The organism is Bartonella sp. OC68QHHN (genome assembly GCF_042193875.1).
GTDB lineage: Bacteria > Pseudomonadota > Alphaproteobacteria > Rhizobiales > Rhizobiaceae > Bartonella > Bartonella grahamii_A.
Genome location: NZ_JBHIME010000028.1, coordinates 14,025 through 34,637, shown reverse-complemented (window position 1 = coordinate 34,637; position 20,613 = coordinate 14,025). Strand labels below are relative to the sequence as shown.

The 20,613-nt window shown below is 36.1% G+C and carries 9 protein-coding genes and 1 pseudogene; 6 read left to right on the top strand and 4 right to left on the bottom strand.

Features of this window, described 5'->3' with window-relative positions:
* Positions 1-785: 785 nt before the first annotated feature.
* Positions 786-1,145: a helix-turn-helix domain-containing protein gene (locus tag ACFIJ0_RS05355; RefSeq protein ID WP_375643989.1), complete on the bottom strand. Its 360-nt coding sequence runs from the start codon at positions 1,143-1,145 to the stop codon at positions 786-788.
* Between the two features lie 1,130 nt (positions 1,146-2,275).
* Here ACFIJ0_RS05355 and ACFIJ0_RS05350 point away from each other — a divergent pair.
* Together ACFIJ0_RS05350 and ACFIJ0_RS05345 are read left to right on the top strand one after the other, a co-directional pair.
* Positions 2,276-3,121: a TIGR01459 family HAD-type hydrolase gene (locus ACFIJ0_RS05350; protein WP_375623868.1), complete on the top strand. Its 846-nt coding sequence runs from the start codon at positions 2,276-2,278 to the stop codon at positions 3,119-3,121.
* The gene (locus ACFIJ0_RS05345; protein WP_375623866.1) at positions 3,121-4,122 is read left to right on the top strand and encodes a bifunctional riboflavin kinase/FAD synthetase; all 1,002 of its coding nucleotides are present in this window, start codon (positions 3,121-3,123) and stop codon (positions 4,120-4,122) included. The genes ACFIJ0_RS05350 and ACFIJ0_RS05345 overlap by 1 nt, the downstream gene beginning before the upstream one ends.
* Before the next feature lie 1,966 nt (positions 4,123-6,088).
* On the opposite strand, the gene ACFIJ0_RS05340 is transcribed toward ACFIJ0_RS05345, so the two are convergent.
* Complete coding sequence (locus tag ACFIJ0_RS05340) at positions 6,089-6,418, bottom strand: TIGR01244 family sulfur transferase (RefSeq protein ID WP_375623862.1); 330 nt, start codon at positions 6,416-6,418, stop codon at positions 6,089-6,091.
* Positions 6,419-7,417: 999 nt separating this feature from the next.
* Between ACFIJ0_RS05340 and parA the strand changes: the two genes are divergently transcribed.
* The 4 genes and pseudogenes from parA (at position 7,418) to ACFIJ0_RS05320 (ending at position 14,153) form a co-directional block, all read left to right on the top strand.
* Positions 7,418-8,047, top strand: coding sequence for a ParA family partition ATPase (gene parA / locus ACFIJ0_RS05335; RefSeq protein WP_375623860.1), 630 nt, complete (start codon positions 7,418-7,420; stop codon positions 8,045-8,047).
* Complete coding sequence (locus ACFIJ0_RS05330; RefSeq protein WP_375623858.1) at positions 8,044-8,274, top strand: plasmid partition protein ParG; 231 nt, start codon at positions 8,044-8,046, stop codon at positions 8,272-8,274. Before parA ends, ACFIJ0_RS05330 begins: the two co-directional genes overlap by 4 nt.
* 1,482 nt (positions 8,275-9,756) lie before the next feature.
* Positions 9,757-9,956, top strand: a pseudogene (locus ACFIJ0_RS05325) (EexN family lipoprotein); the annotation flags it as partial.
* 3,792 nt (positions 9,957-13,748) lie between these two features.
* Positions 13,749-14,153, top strand: a complete 405-nt coding sequence (locus tag ACFIJ0_RS05320; protein ID WP_375623857.1) for a flagellar protein FlgN — start codon at positions 13,749-13,751, stop codon at positions 14,151-14,153.
* Between the two features lie 1,303 nt (positions 14,154-15,456).
* On the opposite strand, the gene ACFIJ0_RS05315 is transcribed toward ACFIJ0_RS05320, so the two are convergent.
* Positions 15,457-18,570, bottom strand: coding sequence for an autotransporter outer membrane beta-barrel domain-containing protein (locus tag ACFIJ0_RS05315; protein ID WP_375643988.1), 3,114 nt, complete (start codon positions 18,568-18,570; stop codon positions 15,457-15,459).
* A gap of 133 nt (positions 18,571-18,703) precedes the next feature.
* Entirely contained in the window at positions 18,704-20,473 is a 1,770-nt protein-coding gene (locus ACFIJ0_RS05310; RefSeq protein WP_375623853.1) for an autotransporter outer membrane beta-barrel domain-containing protein, read from the bottom strand.
* Between the last annotated feature and the right edge of the window lie 140 nt (positions 20,474-20,613).

Sequence of the window (20,613 nt, the reverse complement as noted above, 5' to 3'; positions counted from 1 at the left end):
TGGTGTCTGTGAATGTTATAATGGTAAATTCATTGAGCACCACTATCGTTATGCTGCATAAAGGAGTAAGTTAGCACTATCACACACTTTGCCAGCTCGTTGGTGTGTTGCTACAGCCTTTGGCTCTTGGACGGTTTATAAGAGTCCTTTCAAATTCTTTCTTAATAGTTTTTATCCACACGGCTCTTCCCGCTTGTAACTTGCAAGAGATATGATTTTGGTTGATTCAACCTGGAACAGGTCTGGAATGAAAGAATCTTACGCTATTCTGGATTCTCATTTAACATGCAAAACAATGAAAACTCTTTATAAATCAATGTATTGTCTTATGGTGGAGTTGGTGTGGTATTGAGATTTTAGAGGAAAAATATGCCTTTAAGAAATTATAACATATAGCAAGTTTTTATAGCAGGTATATTAAATGCAGATCATCTAAAATAAATGGAACGTCCACAGCGAAGAAGAGGCTAACTTTTTAAAATCCGCATGAATGCTTATTCTGTTGTGCTGTAAAAATATCATCGCTTGAGGTGTGGTAATATAAGGCACAAAAACTTTATGCATGGGGTGTTTTGATGAGAGAGTGTGGTGAATTATTCAGGGAAGGGCTTGCTTGTATAATTTTGTGAAAGGAACCATATGAAAAGGGAAGCCGAGAAGGAGCTGTTCTTGAGAAGTGGGATTGTGTATCAACTAGTTTGAGGAGGGACTTGCATCCTTTGATGTGTGGGAAGGAAGCCAAGAATAGGGCGTGTAGCACCCTATAGCTATGCTTTTAAAGCGTTTTAATTTTGATCACAAATTAAGTTTAAAATCGCTTTCTGTTTGACAGATGTGAGGACTCTAAATCTTTTTAAAAGCAAATATTTCTCTTTGCTCGAGGCGATTTCATCATAATGGTACGGGGTGTTTTCTTTTTTGATGATATCAGTGTAAAAAAAGGCAAGTGGAACATTCAAAATATCGGAAATTTCCTTTAAACGCCCTGCGCTCACGCGATTTAAGCCTTTTTCATACTTTTGGATTTGTTGGAAAGTGACACCTAAATGATGCCCTAATGTTTTTTGAGACATTTTCAGCATTTTTCGCCTAAAGCGAATTTTTTTGCCTACAAAAAGATCAATATTAAGATTTGGAGTTTGCATTTTCCCCCTCCGGTTGCGAGCGCCCTCGCATGAGTATTCCGGGAGTTAAAAGTACTGAACTCAAATCAGCATTTTGCTTTTAGTGCTGAGAAGCACTTGGACATAGCAAAATCTCCCGGAATTCCGGGATACCCGCAAAGCGGGGTCAATTCATGTTTGAGTTTTCAGGCTTTTAATCCCTATTGGCGTTGCGTATGCGACCAAGACACTTTTTGACTCATAAAGTAATTTTAGGAGATTGGCAATAAAAATAGTTTTTCTTGAGACGGATAGATTTTTTTAAATAGGAGGTTGTTTGCCTTTCAACTTTTTAAGACTCGCTCACTAAACTCATGTTTTCAGATTCGCTTTTTACAAAGGTAAACCTTGGTTTTTAAGTTCAAGGCACCGCCTATGGTGCTGTTCTGAACTAATAACAAAAAAGATTTGTTTTAGTGCGGCTTAGATATCATGATGATAGGGGAAAGCTTTTATGAGTAAAGATCCCTCATGCAAAATAAAATAAAAAAAGAATAGATTTGGTTGTTGTATATTCACATATTTGTTTTAAGAAGATATCTCTCAAGATTAGCGCCCATTTCACAATGGCGTTTTGTAAAGTGTATAACGTAAAAGCCTCTATGAATGGGATAAAAGCTATTTTTCTCTCTTCACGTATTTTTATCAATATGCTTATCCTGCTTATAATGTGCAAGCGAATAGTTTTGATTGATTCAATATAAATAGATTTGAAATAAGAAAAGATATTTTTGTTTCTCATTATGTGTGAATAATAAATTATTATTATAAATCAATAATTCTATACTTAAGGAAGCGTTTTTTAAGGAGTTTTTGTTCGTTGTTAAGAATGTGCGTGTTTTAGATAAAAACTGTATTAACGCAGTTATTGTTAGAATTAAAGTTTTTAAGAGAAAGATGAGCATTGTGGAATAATAAGCTTTTGATATAAAGCGTTTCAGGATTTTGCACAACTTAACGAAAACTTATTTATTTTATTATTTCTTAAGATTGCTATAAGCGATGCAAAGTTGGGATATGGTTTGAGAAAGCAGATGACACAAGTATTATCTTTCGGTAAGTAGTTTTGAAGTAAAAGACAGCTTAAAATGATAAATAGAGATAGGTGCACCATGAATGAACTTACCCATATTGAGACTATTATAGCGCATTATGATGCTGTTTTTTGTGATGTGTGGGGTGTTGTGCATAACGGTGTACATGCATTTGAATCAGCTTTGAAAGCATTGTATAAAATTCGACAAATGGGAAAAAGTGTTATTTTATTGACCAATTCTCCTCGGCTACGGGAAGATGTTGCTGCTCAATTACAAAGCATGAATGTTCATCGTGACTACTATGATGCCATTATCACTTCAGGGGATGTAACGCGCGATCTCATTCGGACAGCTCCGCGTAAAGTTTTTTTTATTGGTTCACAACGTGATTTGGTGCTGTTTGAAGGGTTAGAGTGTGAATTTGTTGAAGAATGGGAGGCTTCTGTTGTCGTCTGTAGCGGTTTTCTTGAAGATTTTGACGAAGAACCCTCTGCTTATGAGGAGATGTTTCTTCGCATGCGGGCGCGGAATTTACCTTTTATTTGTGCTAATCCTGATGTGATTGTCCATTATGGAAATAAAGAATTTTGGTGCGCTGGTGCATTGGCGCGTCTTTATCAACAATTAGGGGGGGAAGTACGCATTGCTGGAAAACCTCATGCGCCTATTTATGAGTGTGCCTTTGAAAAACTTCAAAAAATTCGTGGAATTGTGGAAAAAAGTCAAGTTTTAGCTATTGGTGATGGTCTTTTGACGGATATTAAGGGGGCGGCTCATTTTGGTCTTGATGCCCTTTATATTATGGGGGGGATTCATCATTATGATTATACGCAAAATGGTGTGGTGGATAAGCAAGCTTTGCATTCTTTTCTTGAACGTCATGGTTATAAACCACGAGCAATCATGTGGGCACTTCAGTAATGGCTAATTTTTTGCGTCTTCAGGGAACTCACATGTTTCCCTCGGCTTGGCGGGGAGCAGTGTTGGCACTTGGAAATTTTGATGGTGTTCATTGCGGACATCAGGTGGTGTTGCAAAAAGCGCTTGATTTCGCGCGGATAAAAAAGAAACCAGCAGTTGTTTTAACCTTTGAACCACATCCAAGAAGTTTTTTTCAACGTTCAGCTCCTGTCTATCGTTTGACAGAAGCAGCTGAAAAAGCTGAAATTTTTAAAGTCCTTGGCTTTAATGGCGTGATTGAACAGCCTTTTGATGCACGCTTTGCCACTCTTTCAGCGGATGAATTTATCAAATCGATTTTAAAACAGGCTTTTGATGTTTCAGTTGTGGTGACAGGGGAAAATTTTCAATTTGGTCATCAGAAAAGTGGAAATTCACATCTTCTTTGCCAAAGGGGAAAGAAATATGGATTTGAGGTTGTGCAAGTTTCTTGCGTTTCTCGTCTTCAAGATTCACATCAGTTGATTATTTCCTCTAGTTTTATTCGGCAGCTTCTCTCACAAGGAAAAGTAGAAAAAGCGGCCCATTTGTTAGGGTATCACTATCGGGTATGCTCCAATATTATTCAAGGCGATAAACTTGGACGTCTTTTGGGATTTCCTACCGCTAATCAAATGTTGCCTCCCCAAGTTCGTTTGGCTCATGGTGTTTATGCGGTACGTTTGCGTCGTGCGAACGGTGTTTTGTATGATGGTGTTGCAAGCTTTGGTTGTCGTCCAACAGTTGTTAAAGATGGTGCGCCACTTTTGGAAACCTATTTGTTTGACTTTAATGACGACCTTTATGGGGAAAGTTGTACCGTTTCTTTTTTCCAGTTTTTGCGAGGACAAGAAAAATTTGATGGGCTTGAACCTTTGATTGCGCAAATGCACCATGATGAAAAAAAAGCAAAAGAAATTTTAAATACAGTACAACCATTATCAAAGTTGGATAGGTTGCTTACTTTTAAAAATATGCCCTAAACTTATCTAAAAAAGAGAGAAGAGCCGTAAAAATAGCACTTAAAGTGATTATAATCACAAAGATATATTCCAAAACATCGTGGAATATATGGTTTTTCCGTTGTTGAGAGGAAGAATCGAATATCTGAATATCTGATTTTGGCATTATCTTTTTCAAAGTTCATTTTATGGCTTTTGTTGTCATTCAAAAGTTTACTGCTTGTTTCTTTCTGATCCGTTAAAATCTATCATAAAAGATGCAGTAAAGAATAAGTCCCAGCCTATTTGGTAATAATAGACGTGAAGAGGGAGAAAGGCTGTTTTTAAAATTTCTTGCGATTTTAAGTTTATAGTTTGATAAAATTTAATCGATGACTTTTTTATTTTAAAAATTTATGGTTTTTTTCTAATTTGTTTTATTATGCCGTATCGTCTTTTATGATGGTATTGGGTTTATATAAAACCTTACGCATGTGATATTTGGTATCATATGATGAATATTAAAAAAAAGTTTGTTTGTCGAGTCTCGTGAAGTAGAGTGGTGGTCAGCAGCGTCTTTGTTCTAACCAATCACGTAAACGAGAATGAAGTTGATGGAAAATGCTTTAAGTCTCGTTTTTTCGTATATTGTGACAGGAAATTCGCATTAAGGAGATTACGATCGATTGCAGATAAAAAGAAATCATTGCGAGAAAGTAGGTGTGCTTGTTTCAAAATTTCTAATGCTTTTAATTGATAAAGGCTCAATTTTGTTGTCGTAACATGTAAGTCTTTCAGATTCTCAAGTAAAGAACTGTCCATATATCTCCTTTGTTCTTCACCAAATATAACGTCTATAATGCAAAGGGAAGGCAGTCTTGTAAGGATATGAAAACGCAAAGCCAATAATGTCTTGTTTTTCTCATAAAACTTTTGCTTTAGTGATCCTCAAGGCAGCAGTATGCTTGAGACAAAGAGTTAAGGCGCTTTAGTGCTCTCTTTGCTGTTACAGCTTTTGTATGCCAGATGGGGAAGAGCCCTATTGCCTCTATTCATTTGGATAATCTCTGAAATCAATCTATAGCCTTATTGGGGAAAATATGAAGTTATAAAAGGGGAAATCAGTCCAGATGACTGTCTTTTTTAAATTCGGCTTTGCCACTTTCAAAAGTGTCCAGAGCAATATCTCTTAAATCATGAAAATAACAGTTTCAGGCTTTTCTTGTTCTTTGAATAGGATAATCACGCCTTACAGGTAAATAAAATGTTGGAATATACTTGTGTTGCTAATTTACGCGTTTGTTTTAAAGAAATATCTCTCAATGCTTCCCATATTCATTTTCATAATGGCACTCATAAATGGTATCTTGCAAGCTCCGTTGAGCGTTATCATCTTTATGCCTAATAAAAGAGCAATCCGGTATCATCCGTTATATTGACAAGCCTTCAGTGTTGTAGAGCCTTGGCTATTTGAGAGCGTTTATGAGAGGGATTTTTTCTTAACTCGTTTTACTTCACATGAATTTTTCCTGCTTGTGACATGTAAGAAATACGCTTTTGATTGATTCACTATAAATAGACTTAAAATGAGAGAATCTTACGGTATTAGGGTTTCTCACTTAACGTGCAAAATAATTAATTAATATAAATCAATACGTTACAATTAACCATAGATTATGGCTTACGGCTTTTTTATAAAATACTCTGCGTGACTTTTATACGGAATATGGGGGTTTTCTTAGTGGTTTTAATGTCGTTTTAGGTGTCTGTGGCGTACGAATGAGCTGTGCTGGTAAAGGCAGAGAAAAAGAAGGTGGAGCAGTGATAAAAGGTGAGGTAAAAAAAATTCTTGATCATTATACGAATTTTTATGCATTTTTATGGCTTCAGGTGTGCATGTTTGTTGTATATTTAACAGCAAAGCTTGCGTGTAGAGCTTTATGAAGTGTGAAGCCTGAGTGGAAAGCGCAAGACAATAAGGCAGGGAGGACACGTATGAAACCTATGTTTAAAGACGGGCTAAACGATAAAGATGCAGTGAACGTGCTCCGTGATGGCAAAAGGCAAGAAGAGGGAGGGAGGCGGTTTTTAAAATTGTTTGCATGGCTTCAACAGCTGACTTTTCTATAGTTGGAGGAGAAATGGGAATGTGATAGGCTTTTATGCCATATTCATTTGCGACCGCTTTAATACTAGAAAAGTCAGGTTGATGAAGCTCTTCGTGATCGGGGCGGTTACAGATAATTGTTTTAAAACCAGCTTGTGCCAATGTTTTGATATTTTCTATGCTAATTTGGGCGCTGATAAAAATATCAGGTTCAATTTGTTGTAAATTCATTTTTATTTATTCTCAATTGCACGATCTTCACTATATCCTCTGGTCTGGTATATAAAAGAACATAATGAAGGTAAGTTTTTCAATAGCATCTTAACAAAAATATTCTTTTTGTCGAGAATATCTATTTGGGAAAAATGAGCTGTAAGATGCAAAATATTTCACTCTGCAACATGTTCGTTATTTGATCTTATGAAAGACGACTGTTTGGTCTTTATGGATAATCTATTGTGTTTACAAAGCATAGACATTCCATTGTGTTGCTTGTTCACACGCTTGCTAGAGGTATCCTTATTTTCTCAAGCCCATTTTACCCTGTCGAGCGTAAAGAGTATAAAATTCATTTGTCACCGCCCTCTTTACGCTTATGAAGAAGTAAGCCGGTACCATTGTTATATTTGCTAGTCCCCAATGTTACTACAGTCTTTGGCTCTTGAGACGATTCATAAGAAGCATTTTAAATCCTTTCTTTAAGTGTTTTACTTACACGCCAGCTCCACTTGTAATGTACAAGAGAGATGATTTTGATTGATTTAATATAAGAGAGCATGAAATGAGAGAATCTTCCTGATTTCGGCTTTCTCATTCAACGTGTAAAACAATGAATTCTTCTTATAGTTTGTTGTATATTCAAAGTAGAGCTTGTTTGTAGAGTTGCATTAAGTGAATTGCATGAAGGGAGAAGCCCAAATGGCAGGGGCAAGAGAAGAAGCTGGATCATTTACAGAGCTTTGTTTACAGATCGACATGGATTTGAGAATCTTCGTTTTAGGGTAGGGGAAGAAGAGCGTGTCTCTTGTTTAAATTTATGTTTGTTCTTCTCAAGAACATTATCTTCATAATGTTTTTGCTCATGCTAAAAGAATATTATAAAGACAAAATTGCGGGCTGTCGTTTTATTCTAAAAATAGAAGAAATGGTTATTTTGCACGTATCGAATGCTTGCTTCTTTTATTACTTTCTGTATAATCGTAAAAACGATAATGCTGAAAGGCGCAATAAATGATCATTGGACTTTTGAATCAAAAGGGAGGCGTAGGAAAAACGACGTTGAGTGTTAATCTTGCGGCCAGTTTTGCGCGTACCGGTGCACGGGTATTGCTTATTGATGTTGATCCACAGGGGAGCGCATTGGATTGGGCTGCTGCGCGTGAAGATGCACCTTTGTTTTCGGTTATTGGTTTACCGCGTGCAACGGTTCACAAAGAGATTACACAGATTGGTCATGGTTATGATCATATTATTATCGATGGTCCTCCGCGTGTGACTGATCTTGCTCGTAGTGCTCTTATGGCTTCGGATTTGGTGCTTATACCTGTTTTGCCTAGTCCCTATGATATTTGGGCAGCGGATGGAATTGTAAAGCTGATTGATGAAGCACGTGTTTATAAAGAAAATCTTAAATCTGCTTTTGTTATTAATCGTAAAATAGTCAATACAGCTATAGGGCGTGATGTGAACGAAGCTCTTGGCATATACCCCGTGCATGTTCTTTCTTCTAGCGTTGCGCAGCGCGTGATTTTTGCAGAAGCAGCAGCACAGGGGAAGGCGGTTTATGAAGTTGATAAGCAAGGAGCAGCAACAGCAGAGATTGAAGCTGTTGCAGCGGAAATCAAGGAGTTAGCGCGATGAATAAAAAAATTAAAATTGGCACGAAACCAACTAATAAATCAATTCCTTTAACGGCGGATGCATGGGTAGGAAGCTCAAAAGGGAGCATGAGTGGAGGTATGAAGCGCCTCACGATTGATATACCAGAAAGTTTGCATCGATTGATTAAGGTAAGTTGTGCAAGTCGTGGAACTAAAATCGCCGATGAAGTGCGCGAATTGCTTTCACAAAAATACGGAAGAGTGTAAAAAATGATATACGATAATAAGTTTTTGTTGGTTAGAGTGCTTTTTCTAGAGATGATATCGGTTGTTTTTATACGAAGTTAATAATGATAAAAGCGCCCTTCCTTTTTCACGAGGGTTGCTTCATTTAAGTTGTTTTTCATAAGGTTCTATATCACCTCATGAAACAGCTATGAGTTTATGAAAAACTCTCCGTTTCAAACTTTTTCCTATAAATGTGATAATCATCATACTACTTGTGATCTTATACCGGCTAGATGAATAGATAAGTTTATTCTTCCATAAAAATTGTCTTGATAATGATTTTAAACATCAGGTTATTTTTTCTGTTATGCATTGATTTATTTTATTAAATTATATTCATGTTTATAAAGGGGGGGTAAAAATAAATAAAATTTATTGATATTGGCGCGCTATAAGTTATTCCTAATAAATAAAAGAATTCATTGAGTATATTATAGAAAGTATTTTTTACATTTATATGATTTTATATTTTTAAATAGTTAATGCCAGTCGTAATGGTACGCGAGGAAATAGGCTTTTTTACTTCAATTGGAATGTATAAGATCGCTTTTTTAGCATTTCTATTGGCATTTAAAAAGTGCAGGGAGACTTAACGTTTTCTTTCTTTTCCGGTGGTTTAAGAAGAGCGCAATCAGTTGATTAAAAGGTGTATTCTTTCGTTTGCGGGGACTTTGCAATGGATATAGGCATTACGAATTTTTGATAAGATTTTGTGAGACTTCTCATGATGAAATGGTTTGTGAAAAATGCCAAGATATCAAAACTACTGCTGAAGTTTAAATATGTCAAATACAAAGAGCAGCTGTGCAGATAATGTTACAAATGCAAGTCTGATAAATGAAAGCAGTTCTCATGATTTCACATATTTGCGTTGAAAGTGTGCGTATTTGCAAAGGAAAGTTAGGTACAAGGTGATAATATAGGAGGGGATGTGAACCCAAAGATATTGTTAATAAAGTATAAAACAAGAGAGGGATAAAACCATGAACAAAGCTATTATAACAGCATTGTTGTTGTGCACCGGATTTATTTCTATTGGTTGTGAAAAAAAACTGCAGTATAGCAGAATTTAAGAAAGATAAAAAATTGATGCAAGAATGGGGAGAGAAATGCGATAAAATGGGACTATCTGCTTTTGCAACCAAGAATTGTTAAAATGTCATGCAGGCCGACATGGCTCTTTTTCAAGAGCATTATAAAAATCTTGCAAAGGAACTTCATGAAAGTAGCAAAAAGGGGCATGAAACTGAGAAAAAGCAGGACAACAATTAAATCATAAAAATATATTGATAGCAGTATTTTTCTTTGTACGCGATTTATCATCATAGGTTGGGAAAAATTGCGTACAGAAGTGAATTTTAAAATTTTTGAAAATGCACAATGAACCGAATGTACAATTTTAATGGGGCGCTAAATTGTGTCCTAAACTTTGTAAATTTGAAAAAAAGGGGAATTTATTTTATGAATAAAGTCATTATCACAGCATTGCTGGTTTGTACTGGACTTGTCGTTGCTGGTTGCGAAAAAACTACAGCGTAGAGGAATTTAAGAAAGATAAAACATTACTCGAAGAGTGGGTAAAAAAATGTGAGAAGATGGAGCCATCTTCTAGAGAGAAATCTAAAAATTGCCAACATGCCAAACAAGCATATACGGAACTTATTTTTGGCATTAATTAAAAACATAAAATTCAATAAATTATTCTATCAATAAGGAATTGGGTAGTTTTTGATTCTATTATGTTTTTTTAGGCTTTCTCTCTAACTTTTAGGGAGCTTTTTGATGGCTTCAAGAATTAGCCGTTTACGATCTGTACTCTTTGTGTAAACGGATGCTATACTGTCATTTGTCTAGCCAAAAAGTGCTTTCAATTGTGATAGTATTGCATCCGAATGAGCCGCTACGTGTTACTGCTAATTTTTCAAACTATGTGCTGATTGTTTAATGTTTTGGTTGCATGTATTTAAAACATGAGATTAAATCTACCTTTGAGGTGTTTTTTGCGTTTATCACAAATAAAGGTTTCATCACACTAAGATCGGCTTTAAGCGTTGCGGCTAATTTCGGAAAGTTGGGAGGAAACATCTGTTTAGAATTTACTTTTCTCTGTTTTAAAAAGAGAAAAACGTTCTGAATGGAATTATTATCGTTTTATACTCAAATGTTTTTATTAAACTATTTTTTAAAAATTGCTTTTGATTTGAGAATATTATAACATTAGTTAAGATGTGAGGCAGTTTTGCTAGGACGGTTCTGCCAGATGTGTGAGGAGTTGAGCGCCCTCCACACCCTTTCATTTTTCTCCTCTCTTTTCTGAGTTTGCAAGGTTTTTCCTTGTTATTCTTTATCTTAATTGTGTCGTAATATTATCATGTCGAGCGGTGGAGTTCATGTAAAACTTTACGTATGAGGTGCTTTTTTGTTCTCGAGTGTGTGATGAATGTTTTTTGAATAACACTTTGATTTATAAAAATAAATTAATTATTTTATGTTGAATAAGGATCTCGTCAAAATCTGTTCTAGGTTGAATCAATTAAAACCATCTGCTTGCACATTACAAGCATGGAGAGCCGTGTGGATAAAAACTGTTGAAGCAAGAAGTAAAAATACCTTTTATGAACTATCTCAAGCGCTAAAGGTTGCTGCAACATTTAGGGTTGGAAAAGTGTGTGATTGTGCTGGTTTATTCCCTCATAAGTGTATGATGATGGTGTTCAATGGATTTATCATAAGCTTCATGAAATATTATCCTTTAGAATTGTGATATGCATTGAAGGGGGAAGCAAGAGGAACTTACTCAATAAGGAGACAAATTATTTACAGATCGGATCTGGTAGAAAATTTAGTTCTTTAAAGCGGGAATGAAGTTGAGATTCAAGGTAGCGTGAAAAGATGGAAACTGATGGTTAAAAATGCATACAAAAAGCAGAGTTAACACTCAAATAGTTGCAAGTGATGTTTGAAATTGGGTGTGTGATTTATCTGTAGAGTTAAAATTTTTCTTTGATCTTATGTGAAATTAACATGCTCATTTGCGCAGATTACAAAAAGCCAAGAGAGTATGCTTAGTATATTTCTATTACGAGCGCTAAAATAACAACAAAAGCATTGATGGTGATAATCAAGGTTGAATAAAGCATAGCGGCTTTTACGAGATCAGCCATAAAAACCTCTTTCGGTTCTTTTTGAGGTTATTTTATGAATAACAATATGTTACAATCCGTAATATATGCTGATACAACATATTCAGCAAGCTTAAAATCGTTCCTTTTTTTATAAAGTCTTGATGAATTGGAGCACTGTGAATCCTAAAAAAGAAAGTTTTAAAGGGAATATGAATTGATTTTGTAGGTTTTGTGTTGCAAAAAACTTTTTTATCCTGTTATGCTATGAAACATTGTCATTTATAGCGGTAATATAAGGCATATAAGTTTTCTTGGGAACGTTTAAGTATTTTTTAGTATGCGAATGAATATTTGTAGGTTTATTTGTTGAGCTTTTCGTTTAAGTGAATCACATGAGTGGAAAGTCAAGAGAAGGTCGCTTGACAAAAATTCGGACTGCGTACAGAGCAGATTGAGTTAAGATCTTTGTCCTTTAAGGTGCGCGCAGGAAGACAAAAATGTTGCCTGTTCGTTTATCTCATAGCAAGATTGGTTAATACTGTTCTAGTGGGGCATGTTTTGCACAAAAGAAAAGAACGTTCCAAACGAAATATACTTATGTTGTATATTAGTATATTTGTATTGCATATTTATGTACTTGTTTTAGAGAAACATCTCTCAACGCACACGACAGACACTTTATGATGACACTCGTAAATGGTATGATGGTAAAGCTCTCGTGAAATAATATAAAATTTGAATAATATAAAAATCTATAGAATGCCACCCTCTGTACATTTATGAAAGAGCAAGTCACGATCATCGTACGCTCTCTTCCAATGTTTATTATAGCCCTTGGCATTTGAGAAGATTCATGAGAGGCATTTTTCTTTCAGTGTATTTTATCAACACATCAGGGTGTTGTTTGTGATGTGTAAGCAAGTGATTTTAATTTATTCAACATGGAATAGATTTGAAATGTGATGATTATGAAAGAGAAGAGCCGCATTTAGAAGGTTGAAAATGAGAGAAAGTTTGTAACAAAAATTGTACCTTGATTATAAAATGATTGTTTCTATGTTTTTATACCAGTAGCGCATGTAAAGCCACGATATTAAGAGCAAACTGTGTTATGGAGTGAAATAATCTATAGGAAGATACTGTGCAAATTCTGAAAATATCAAGGTCGGGGAGCATTAAGCATTGGATAATATTTTGATTTATAGATGATAATCTATCGTTATTCAACTTGAATTAGAACTCTGAATACCGTAATTTTTTCACTTCAAATCTTTTTCGTGGTAAATCAACCAAAACCATGTCTTTTGCAGTTACAAGTCGGGAGGGCCCATATGGAGAGAAATTGTACACGAAAGGCATGCTTTTATGAACCGTCTCAAGTGCCAAAGGTATCGCAACATGAGGGGCTAGCAAAATATGTGATGGTGCAGGCTGCTTCTTTTATTAAGCGTAAAGATGGAAAGTGCTCAATGGATTTTATACATGTCATGGGAGTTTTATTATTATACCATTTATGGGCCGCGGCGCAAAATAGGCTTGGGTGCATTAAGAGATGTTTTTTAAAACAAGCGCATGAGTATGCGATTGAAGACGTATCGAACTGATTGGCTAAGAAACTCTTGAAAAGATTTAAAAAATCTTATACAGTCATTTATTGCAAAGAAAAGCGAATGATAATTAAAAAAAGGGAGATTGATGGCTGTTTAGCTATTTTAAGATGTCTTTTTTTATATTTCTGTATGGCTGATCTGTTCAAAAGAGCATTCTTTTTGAATGGGTGCAGACTGATCTTGTAGGGTACCATCTTATGGGGTGCCAGAAGGTATGCAAGTTTAGGTGCAGAGAAAGCCATAAGGTTATGGAGGGTAAAATGCTGCTATCGGTAAAATGCTGAATTTTTAATGAGCTTAAGCCTTTGTATGCTGCGGGTTTTTGTCGGCAGAGGGTTTTTATGGACAAAGTTCCCGTAAGAGCATTGTTGTTTTCTGTTGAAGATGTTTGGTGATAAAGTAGGCAAAGATCAAAAATCGGCAAAGCGAAATAGACAGAGCTAATGTGGGAGTTTCGATATTGCGGCGTAAGGTTTAAGTTTATAGCGTTTTGGTGAATTAATATAGCAGCAATGATGGTTTTGGAGCAAAGCAAGAAAAATATTTGAGAGAATGCGTTGAAAGTTGAAGTGGTATACGCTTTGAAGGGTTATTGTGCTGTCGTTTGAGCAATGTTCGCACCACGAGCTTGATTGGGTATATCAGCATTGAAGAGAACCTGTTTAATCTCCCTCATTTGAAAGTAAGATTGAACAATAGTGTTGAAGGGGAAGTAAAAATGTCTGTAGTGCAATATAATGATGATAGTTTTGCATCAAAAGCAAAAGTTCTTGATAATAATCTTATTGATCGTGATTGGGCGATGACAAAATTTGTTGCTGCTGTTAAAGGATTAGCTCAAGTTGTTGATTATGAAAGTAATATGCTAGAGAACAGTGGTGTTCCAGATTACGAAGAAATAAATTTATGTAAAATACGTGGTTTGCGTGATCTTAATAAATCCATGAACGATGTGAAGCGCTACATGAATCAAGATATTGAGCATGAGGTTGAAAGTTTGTTGTCTGATTTACAAGAAAAATTACAGCGTAATAGTGAATTACTTCAAACGCATTTAAATGCAGTTAATGATCTTTCTAGAGCTATGCAACTATCTGGACGTGCAAAAGAAATAGAGGAATAATTCAAATCTGATGAATATTGGCTGTTCTAAGTGATGACAATGATTAGGTAGAGCAGTTTATTTGGATAAATAGTGCCTTTAGTGAGTAGACTTGTTTTAAGCGCATTTGGGTATTTAAATTATTATCCTGTTGTACTGTAAGACGCTGTTCTTAAAGCAGTCTCTTTTAAGGTGTAGTGATGTGAACCGCATGCTGTGGGAAGCTAGCTGGAAGAGGACTAAGAGAAGGCGGATTATTTACAGAGCATTGTTTACAGACTAAGTTAATAGGGGACTTCATTTTTTAGTTTAGGGAGTCCCGATCAAGAGAGTATTTAGACCAGCCGGTGATGCCTTGAAAACAGCTTCCTGGGGGCTATGGTAATATAAGGTTTTATAATTAGTTTTTTGAGAGGATGTGATGAATATTGCCTATAAGCCTCATGGAGTGCTGTCCTTTGAAGTGTGGTGATATGAAGCGGTTAGTTGTTTAAATCTATGTGTTTGAGACAAAAATTAAAGCGGTTTAATATTTTCTTCTACTGTTTAAGTTTTTGTATGCCAGATTGGAGAGAGCATCCAGATTTGAGTGAATATATTGCGTATGTTTTTGTTGGCGTAATATTTGAAATGGGGAGGCAATCTCATTGGGAAAGAATAAAGGGATAGAAATCAGCTTCCATCTGTACCACCATCCTTTAATTTAGCTTTATGTCTTTCAAAAGCATCTAAAGCACTATCTGTTAAATAATGAAGATTATGCATTGTTTTACGCTTTTTTTATTGTGTTTTTTATTGGGGGCACGCCTTTCATGCACGACAAAATACTCAAAATAGAATGGATTTGTTGTTCCTAATTCACGTAAAAGGGACATTTCTCAATGCTAGTACCCATTTCACAATAGTTGCTTCGTGAATAGTATAAAGCCTCTATAAATGCTACAAAAGAACACTACAAAAGCTGCCATTTTTATGCATATGAAGGGAGTAAGCTAGATATCATCATTTACCTTGCCATTTTTCAATATTGAGATATCTCTTGCGTTATGGTTCATAAGAGGCATTTAAATAATTTTTATCCATACCCCAAGGCTTTTGCTTGTGATGTGCAAGCGAATAGTTTTGATTGACTTAAGATGAATAGGTTGGAAATGAGAGAATGCTATGGTATTCAGTTTTTTATTCAATATGCAAAAGAAATATTATAAGTCAAAATCTTTTTTGATGTGATAATGATTTTTGAGAATTTTAAAAAATATAAGTTTAAATAAAAAAAACAGCACTTTGTGCTGCCCTTTTATTTAAGTTAAAATTAGCTTCTGCTTTAGAAACGATAACGTATTCCGCCAGACAAATTGGTGCCGGATACACCGGCTTTTTGCAGTTTTTGCCGATAGCTGATATCGGCGTTTAGTACGATATTTTGAGAAAGATATGCATTCACCCCCATGCCTCCCTCAACTGAAGAGCCGGTAGGATCAACATGAAAGGTATCAGAAATTTTTATTGTTTTACCATCACCAAAAGCTCTGATAACATTTACTTTGCCATAGAAAGAAACAGCCTTACGTTCATCAGCAGACATTGTAGTTTTTGTTAAACGTCCACCAATACGCACCAACCATTGACGCGGATTGCCCATGTCTACTTTTAAGCCATCGGCATCTGAGAAGATATCAAACATGAGATTTTGATAAATGAATTGTGCCTGTGGTTCAAATACCAATCCTTTTGTGTTGGTTGCTAATTTCTGACCGATGGTTGCAGATATATTAAGCATATCAGTACCATCCAGTTTTGCGGCATTTCCAACAAGAGCTGTGGTAATATTTCCTTTTAACTTTCCGTAAGAAAGAAGTGTGTTTACATATATACCATTGCTACGTTGGAAGCTGCTGTAAGCGGCAAGTGACCATTTATCAAGAGTCGTCTTTTCAGAATCTTGCATCTTTTTTGGTGTCAAACTAAGTTTTCCATATGTTCCTAAAAAACCAAAATGTGTGCTTATGTCTTTGCCTTCCAAGGCGGCTAATATGACACCCAGTTGTAAAGCAGTATAGTTTACATCAGCACCATAACCATAATGCAGTGGATCGCGGTTGGAAGATAAGGTGACTTTCTCGCCGTAGGACGAGAAAAAGATACCATCCTTTTTATTGTCTTCTGCTCCAAATACTGTTGTTCGCATATTGTCTAACAACGTGTTTTGATTGTTTACATCAGTAAATCCAGCAGAAAATAAAGTATTAGATATGGTTAAATAGTTTGCTACCTGTGGTAAAAGTGCTCGAACTTTTTTATCCTTATCAAGGTAGGCATTCTGTAAGCGGAAATCCCAGAAATTACTGTTCTTACCAAAAAGATTTTGGCTCTCATGAGATGTTCCAGGTTTATAGCCTGTAAGTACATACTTATAAGGTTGTTTCCCTATTGTCATATAGTTTTTTGCTAACGTGAAGGAATTTTCATTTGCTTGTCCGGAAACTTGAATAATTGAAATCCCATGTGTCCCTAAAGGAAGTGACGCTATGTGTTCTCCCCAAACAGCAGAGCTACCGGTTATTTTTTTATCTCTTTCTTGCAGATTGATGTGAACAACAGTACGGCCTGAGACATCACCATTAATCACAATGCGATCGGTCTGTTGCTCCGTGATAGGAGAATGTTTATCCCATTGAGTATTTACATAAATTTCTGCAACACCTGTTGCACTATAAACCGTTGCTGTATGAGCTGTTCCATCTCCTTTCGGAAGATTAGGTCCTATAAATAGAGTTTGGTAATGTCCCTCCACTGGCTTGTCAAACATAATGACACTATCTGTAAGTCGCAATCCAGAAAGGTTAGAGTATGATTTTTCATCAACACCAAACTGTACATGGTCATCTGAAACATTATCATTATTTTCGGCGTTTTTATTCGCCTTTAAAAGCCATTTCGCCCCCTCTTTTAGATCAAAAACAGTTCTATTATCTTTAGAAGTTCTGACTCGACCTTCTAAAAAAGAGTGGTCCGAAACCAGTGTAAGGGTGTTTGTGAAAGCATTTTCGTTTTTTATATTTTTTAACAAAATATCGGCATGAATTTCTGAATTTTTAAGGCTGACTTCACCGTTTATGTCTGTTCCATAGAGGTTGATACCCCTACCATGTTCAACAAAAATCTTTGTATTCTCTAGAGTTACTTTATCGGCAATATTGGCTCCATCTTGTTTTTGAAGGGCGTTGGCATTCCTTTCAGCATTGCGTGTATATCGTTTTCTAGGGGCATTATATGGATTGTTGCGGAAAATAATACCGTCCGCTTCATGATCCCCCGTGACATGTACGCTTGAATCTTTAAGTTTGATTGTTCCCTCTATGTTTAGCAAACCAGCTGTTTCTGTTGTTACAGTAATACCTGTAGCATCAATTTCTCCACCATCTGATACACTTAGTGCAACAAAACGCCCATCAACTTTTCCCCCGATCATGTTGACTTTTGAATTATTTCCTTCTGCATGTACAGCAAAACCATTGTCTTGAATTTTTTTGTTATGTAGCGTTATGGTCTTACCGTTTTTAGCCTCAACTCCAGAGCTTATATCCTCAATTTGTGTAGACTGTTCAGGTAGTTTTATTGCTGATATTGGTTTTTCAAGCTCTGATTTTTCAGATACTTTTTGTGCAGAGGCAGATTGTACGGGCGCTGGTTTTACAGATTTTAGTGGTACCGGTAATACTGGTTTTCCAGTTTCTGGTCTTAAAGATATTGGCTGTGCGAGTTTCGGTTCTTGAGGCGTTGGTGATAGCTCTGTTGTTTCCGTTCTTGTTGGTTTAGAGTTTGTAAGTGTTGGTTGTAAATTCGGTGAAGGTTGTATAGGTTCTAACTGTGAGGATACAGCAGAATTTTCGGGCGTTTTTTTTCTGGAAGAGTCTGTAGAAAAGGTGGGAACACCTGAACGTCTTCTAGATTTTACTTCTATTCCTGTTGTTGGAGCTATTTCTGTCGTTGGAGATTGTGTAAGAGTGTCTTGTGTGGCTGTAGGCTCAGATTGTACACTTTCTGTCACTTTAGTCTTCGATGTTTGTTTACTCCCTTGACTAAGATTAGAGTTTTGTTTTGAAGAAGAAATTATATTTCCAACTAAATTTCCTTCAAGTTGTGTTTTGGGAGGTAGCGTACTCGTAGAAGTAGGCGTTGTAGATTCACTCTCTGTAGAAGGAGGGTTTACGATCGTTCTTGTAGAGCTAGATGTTGAAGGTGGATACGAAGATGATGCATTTGAATATGGATTAGAAGTTCTGGATGTATCTATTTGATTCTCAGCATGAGCGGGTTTCGGAGAAGGGAGATTTATCGTAGGTTGTGCATTCGTATCATGAAGAGCATAAGACAAGCTGGTGGAAGAACAAAACAGAACTCCAGAAACTGTGTATAGTAAAAAACTTTTTTTCATATGGATGTATTCCTAAAAATTTCCCCTCTCTCATAAAAAATAAAACTTTGACCTCATTATGTTTCTTTTGTAAGAGACAAAAACGAAACATAATGAGAGTGCTTTATATTTCAAGATAGGAATACAAGTATTTTTAAAAGTGATAGCGCATTCCAGCGGCAACATTTATTGCAGATATACCAGCTTTTTTGAATTTATGTTGATAGCTGAGATCACTATGAAGCTCGATATTTTGTGATAAGTGCGCCTGAATACCAAAACCACCTTCGATTAAAGATCCCATAGCAGCAAGCGGAAAGTTTTTACTAAAAGTTTTGATCATGTTCAGCTTGCCGTAGAAGGAAAGGGCATGGCCTTTGTTTTGCGTCAAACGTCCGCCAATACGGAGCAACCATTGATAAGGTTTGCTTCCGTCTATTTTAGAGGTATCGTCATCTGAGAAAGAGCCAAGCATGAGACGTTGATAAACAAGTTGTGCTTGCGGTTCTAGGATTACACCTTCCAAACTGGTTGACAGTTTTTGACCAACAGTTGCAGCGGCTCCTAATGTTTTACTATTATTTACTTTTGAGGTATGTTTGATGAAAGCTGTGCTATTGTTTTCTTTGAAAATTCCATAAGAGAGAAATGCACTTGCATAGATGCCACTATCATGCTGAATATTTCCATATGCGGTGAGTGACCATTTATCAAGCATATTCTTATGAGAGCTTTCTTTGTTTTTAGGACTAAAAGACAATTTCCCATATGTTCCGAAAAAACCAAAATTGTTGCTGATATTTTGATCGTTTAGCGCTATTAATGTTGCCCCTGCTTGCAATGCAGCATAGCGAATATCTGCTTGAACACCATCTTGTTCTGTTTGAATGCTGGAAGAAAATGTGCTCTTATTGCCATAAGTGGATAAGAAAATGCCTTTCTCTGGATGATCTTTGGGTTCAAACATTGTTATTTGCATATTGTCTAACGAGATATTTTGATTGTTGACATCAGAAAACCCGACAGAAAACATTGCAATAGGCATGACTAAAGAGCTCTCTTTTTGTGGCGTAAGAATTCTTCTTTTTTCTGCTAAATCAAGAGAAGAAGAAGTTACGGCTGCTTCATTATCTGTAAGTTTAGAGGTGTTCTCGGTATCAGCGGCAGCGGTTCTCCTAACTTTTGTGGGGAATTTCACATGAGCTTTTGCGGATGTATTAAGAGTCGTTTTCGATGCTGAGGAGGTGGTATTTGTTTGGAGATCAATATCAGATTGCGAATTTTCATTTATTTTAGGCTGTATAATTCCACGATCTGCCCTTGAGGATGAATTGTCTTTGTGTGGGGCGGCAACATTAGCAGCTGGTAATTTATCATTAGCAAGTCCTTGCCCTATGCTGGAGTAAATAAGAGGTTGTTTATTCTCTTTAGATAGGGGAGACGATGTTTCTCCTTTTCTCTCCACGTTTGTTATTTCATCGGTGTTCAAAGCATCGAGTATTGCTTTGCGTAAAGTATTGGAAAGTTCTTTGTTTTGTTCTTGTAATGCACTATCAACTTTTGCTGCTTTATGTAATATTTCTGTTTTATTTTGTAACTTACTCCATTCGCGATTGTCTTGCTTTATCCATTGTTGGCGCTCAGCATCAGCATGCCGTTGGTTATCGGCATCAAGTGCTTGGTTTAAGTGCGAATTATCTTCCATCATGGCGCCAGAGGTTATCTTCTCAAGATTTTTTTCTGCTTGTGTTGGTGTGTTTATTAAATCAATGGCATGGCGATATTGTTGAGGTAATTTTATAATCCCTTCAAGGGTATGGCGTGTTTGAGGGCTTAAGCCAGAAGCGGTACTGGTAGACGTGAAATTAAAAGAAGAAAAAAACAAAGCACAAGCGGCTGTACATAACAAAAGATTCTTATGCATAGAGATGTTCCTTAAGATATTTTTCTTTGTTTTGCTAAAAATGAACCACTTTTTGACACACTACAATTTTTGTAATGGAGTAAAATATAAGCAGCACTATTTTCATCTCAGCGCTGCTCATGCGTCAAAATAGAGAGTTA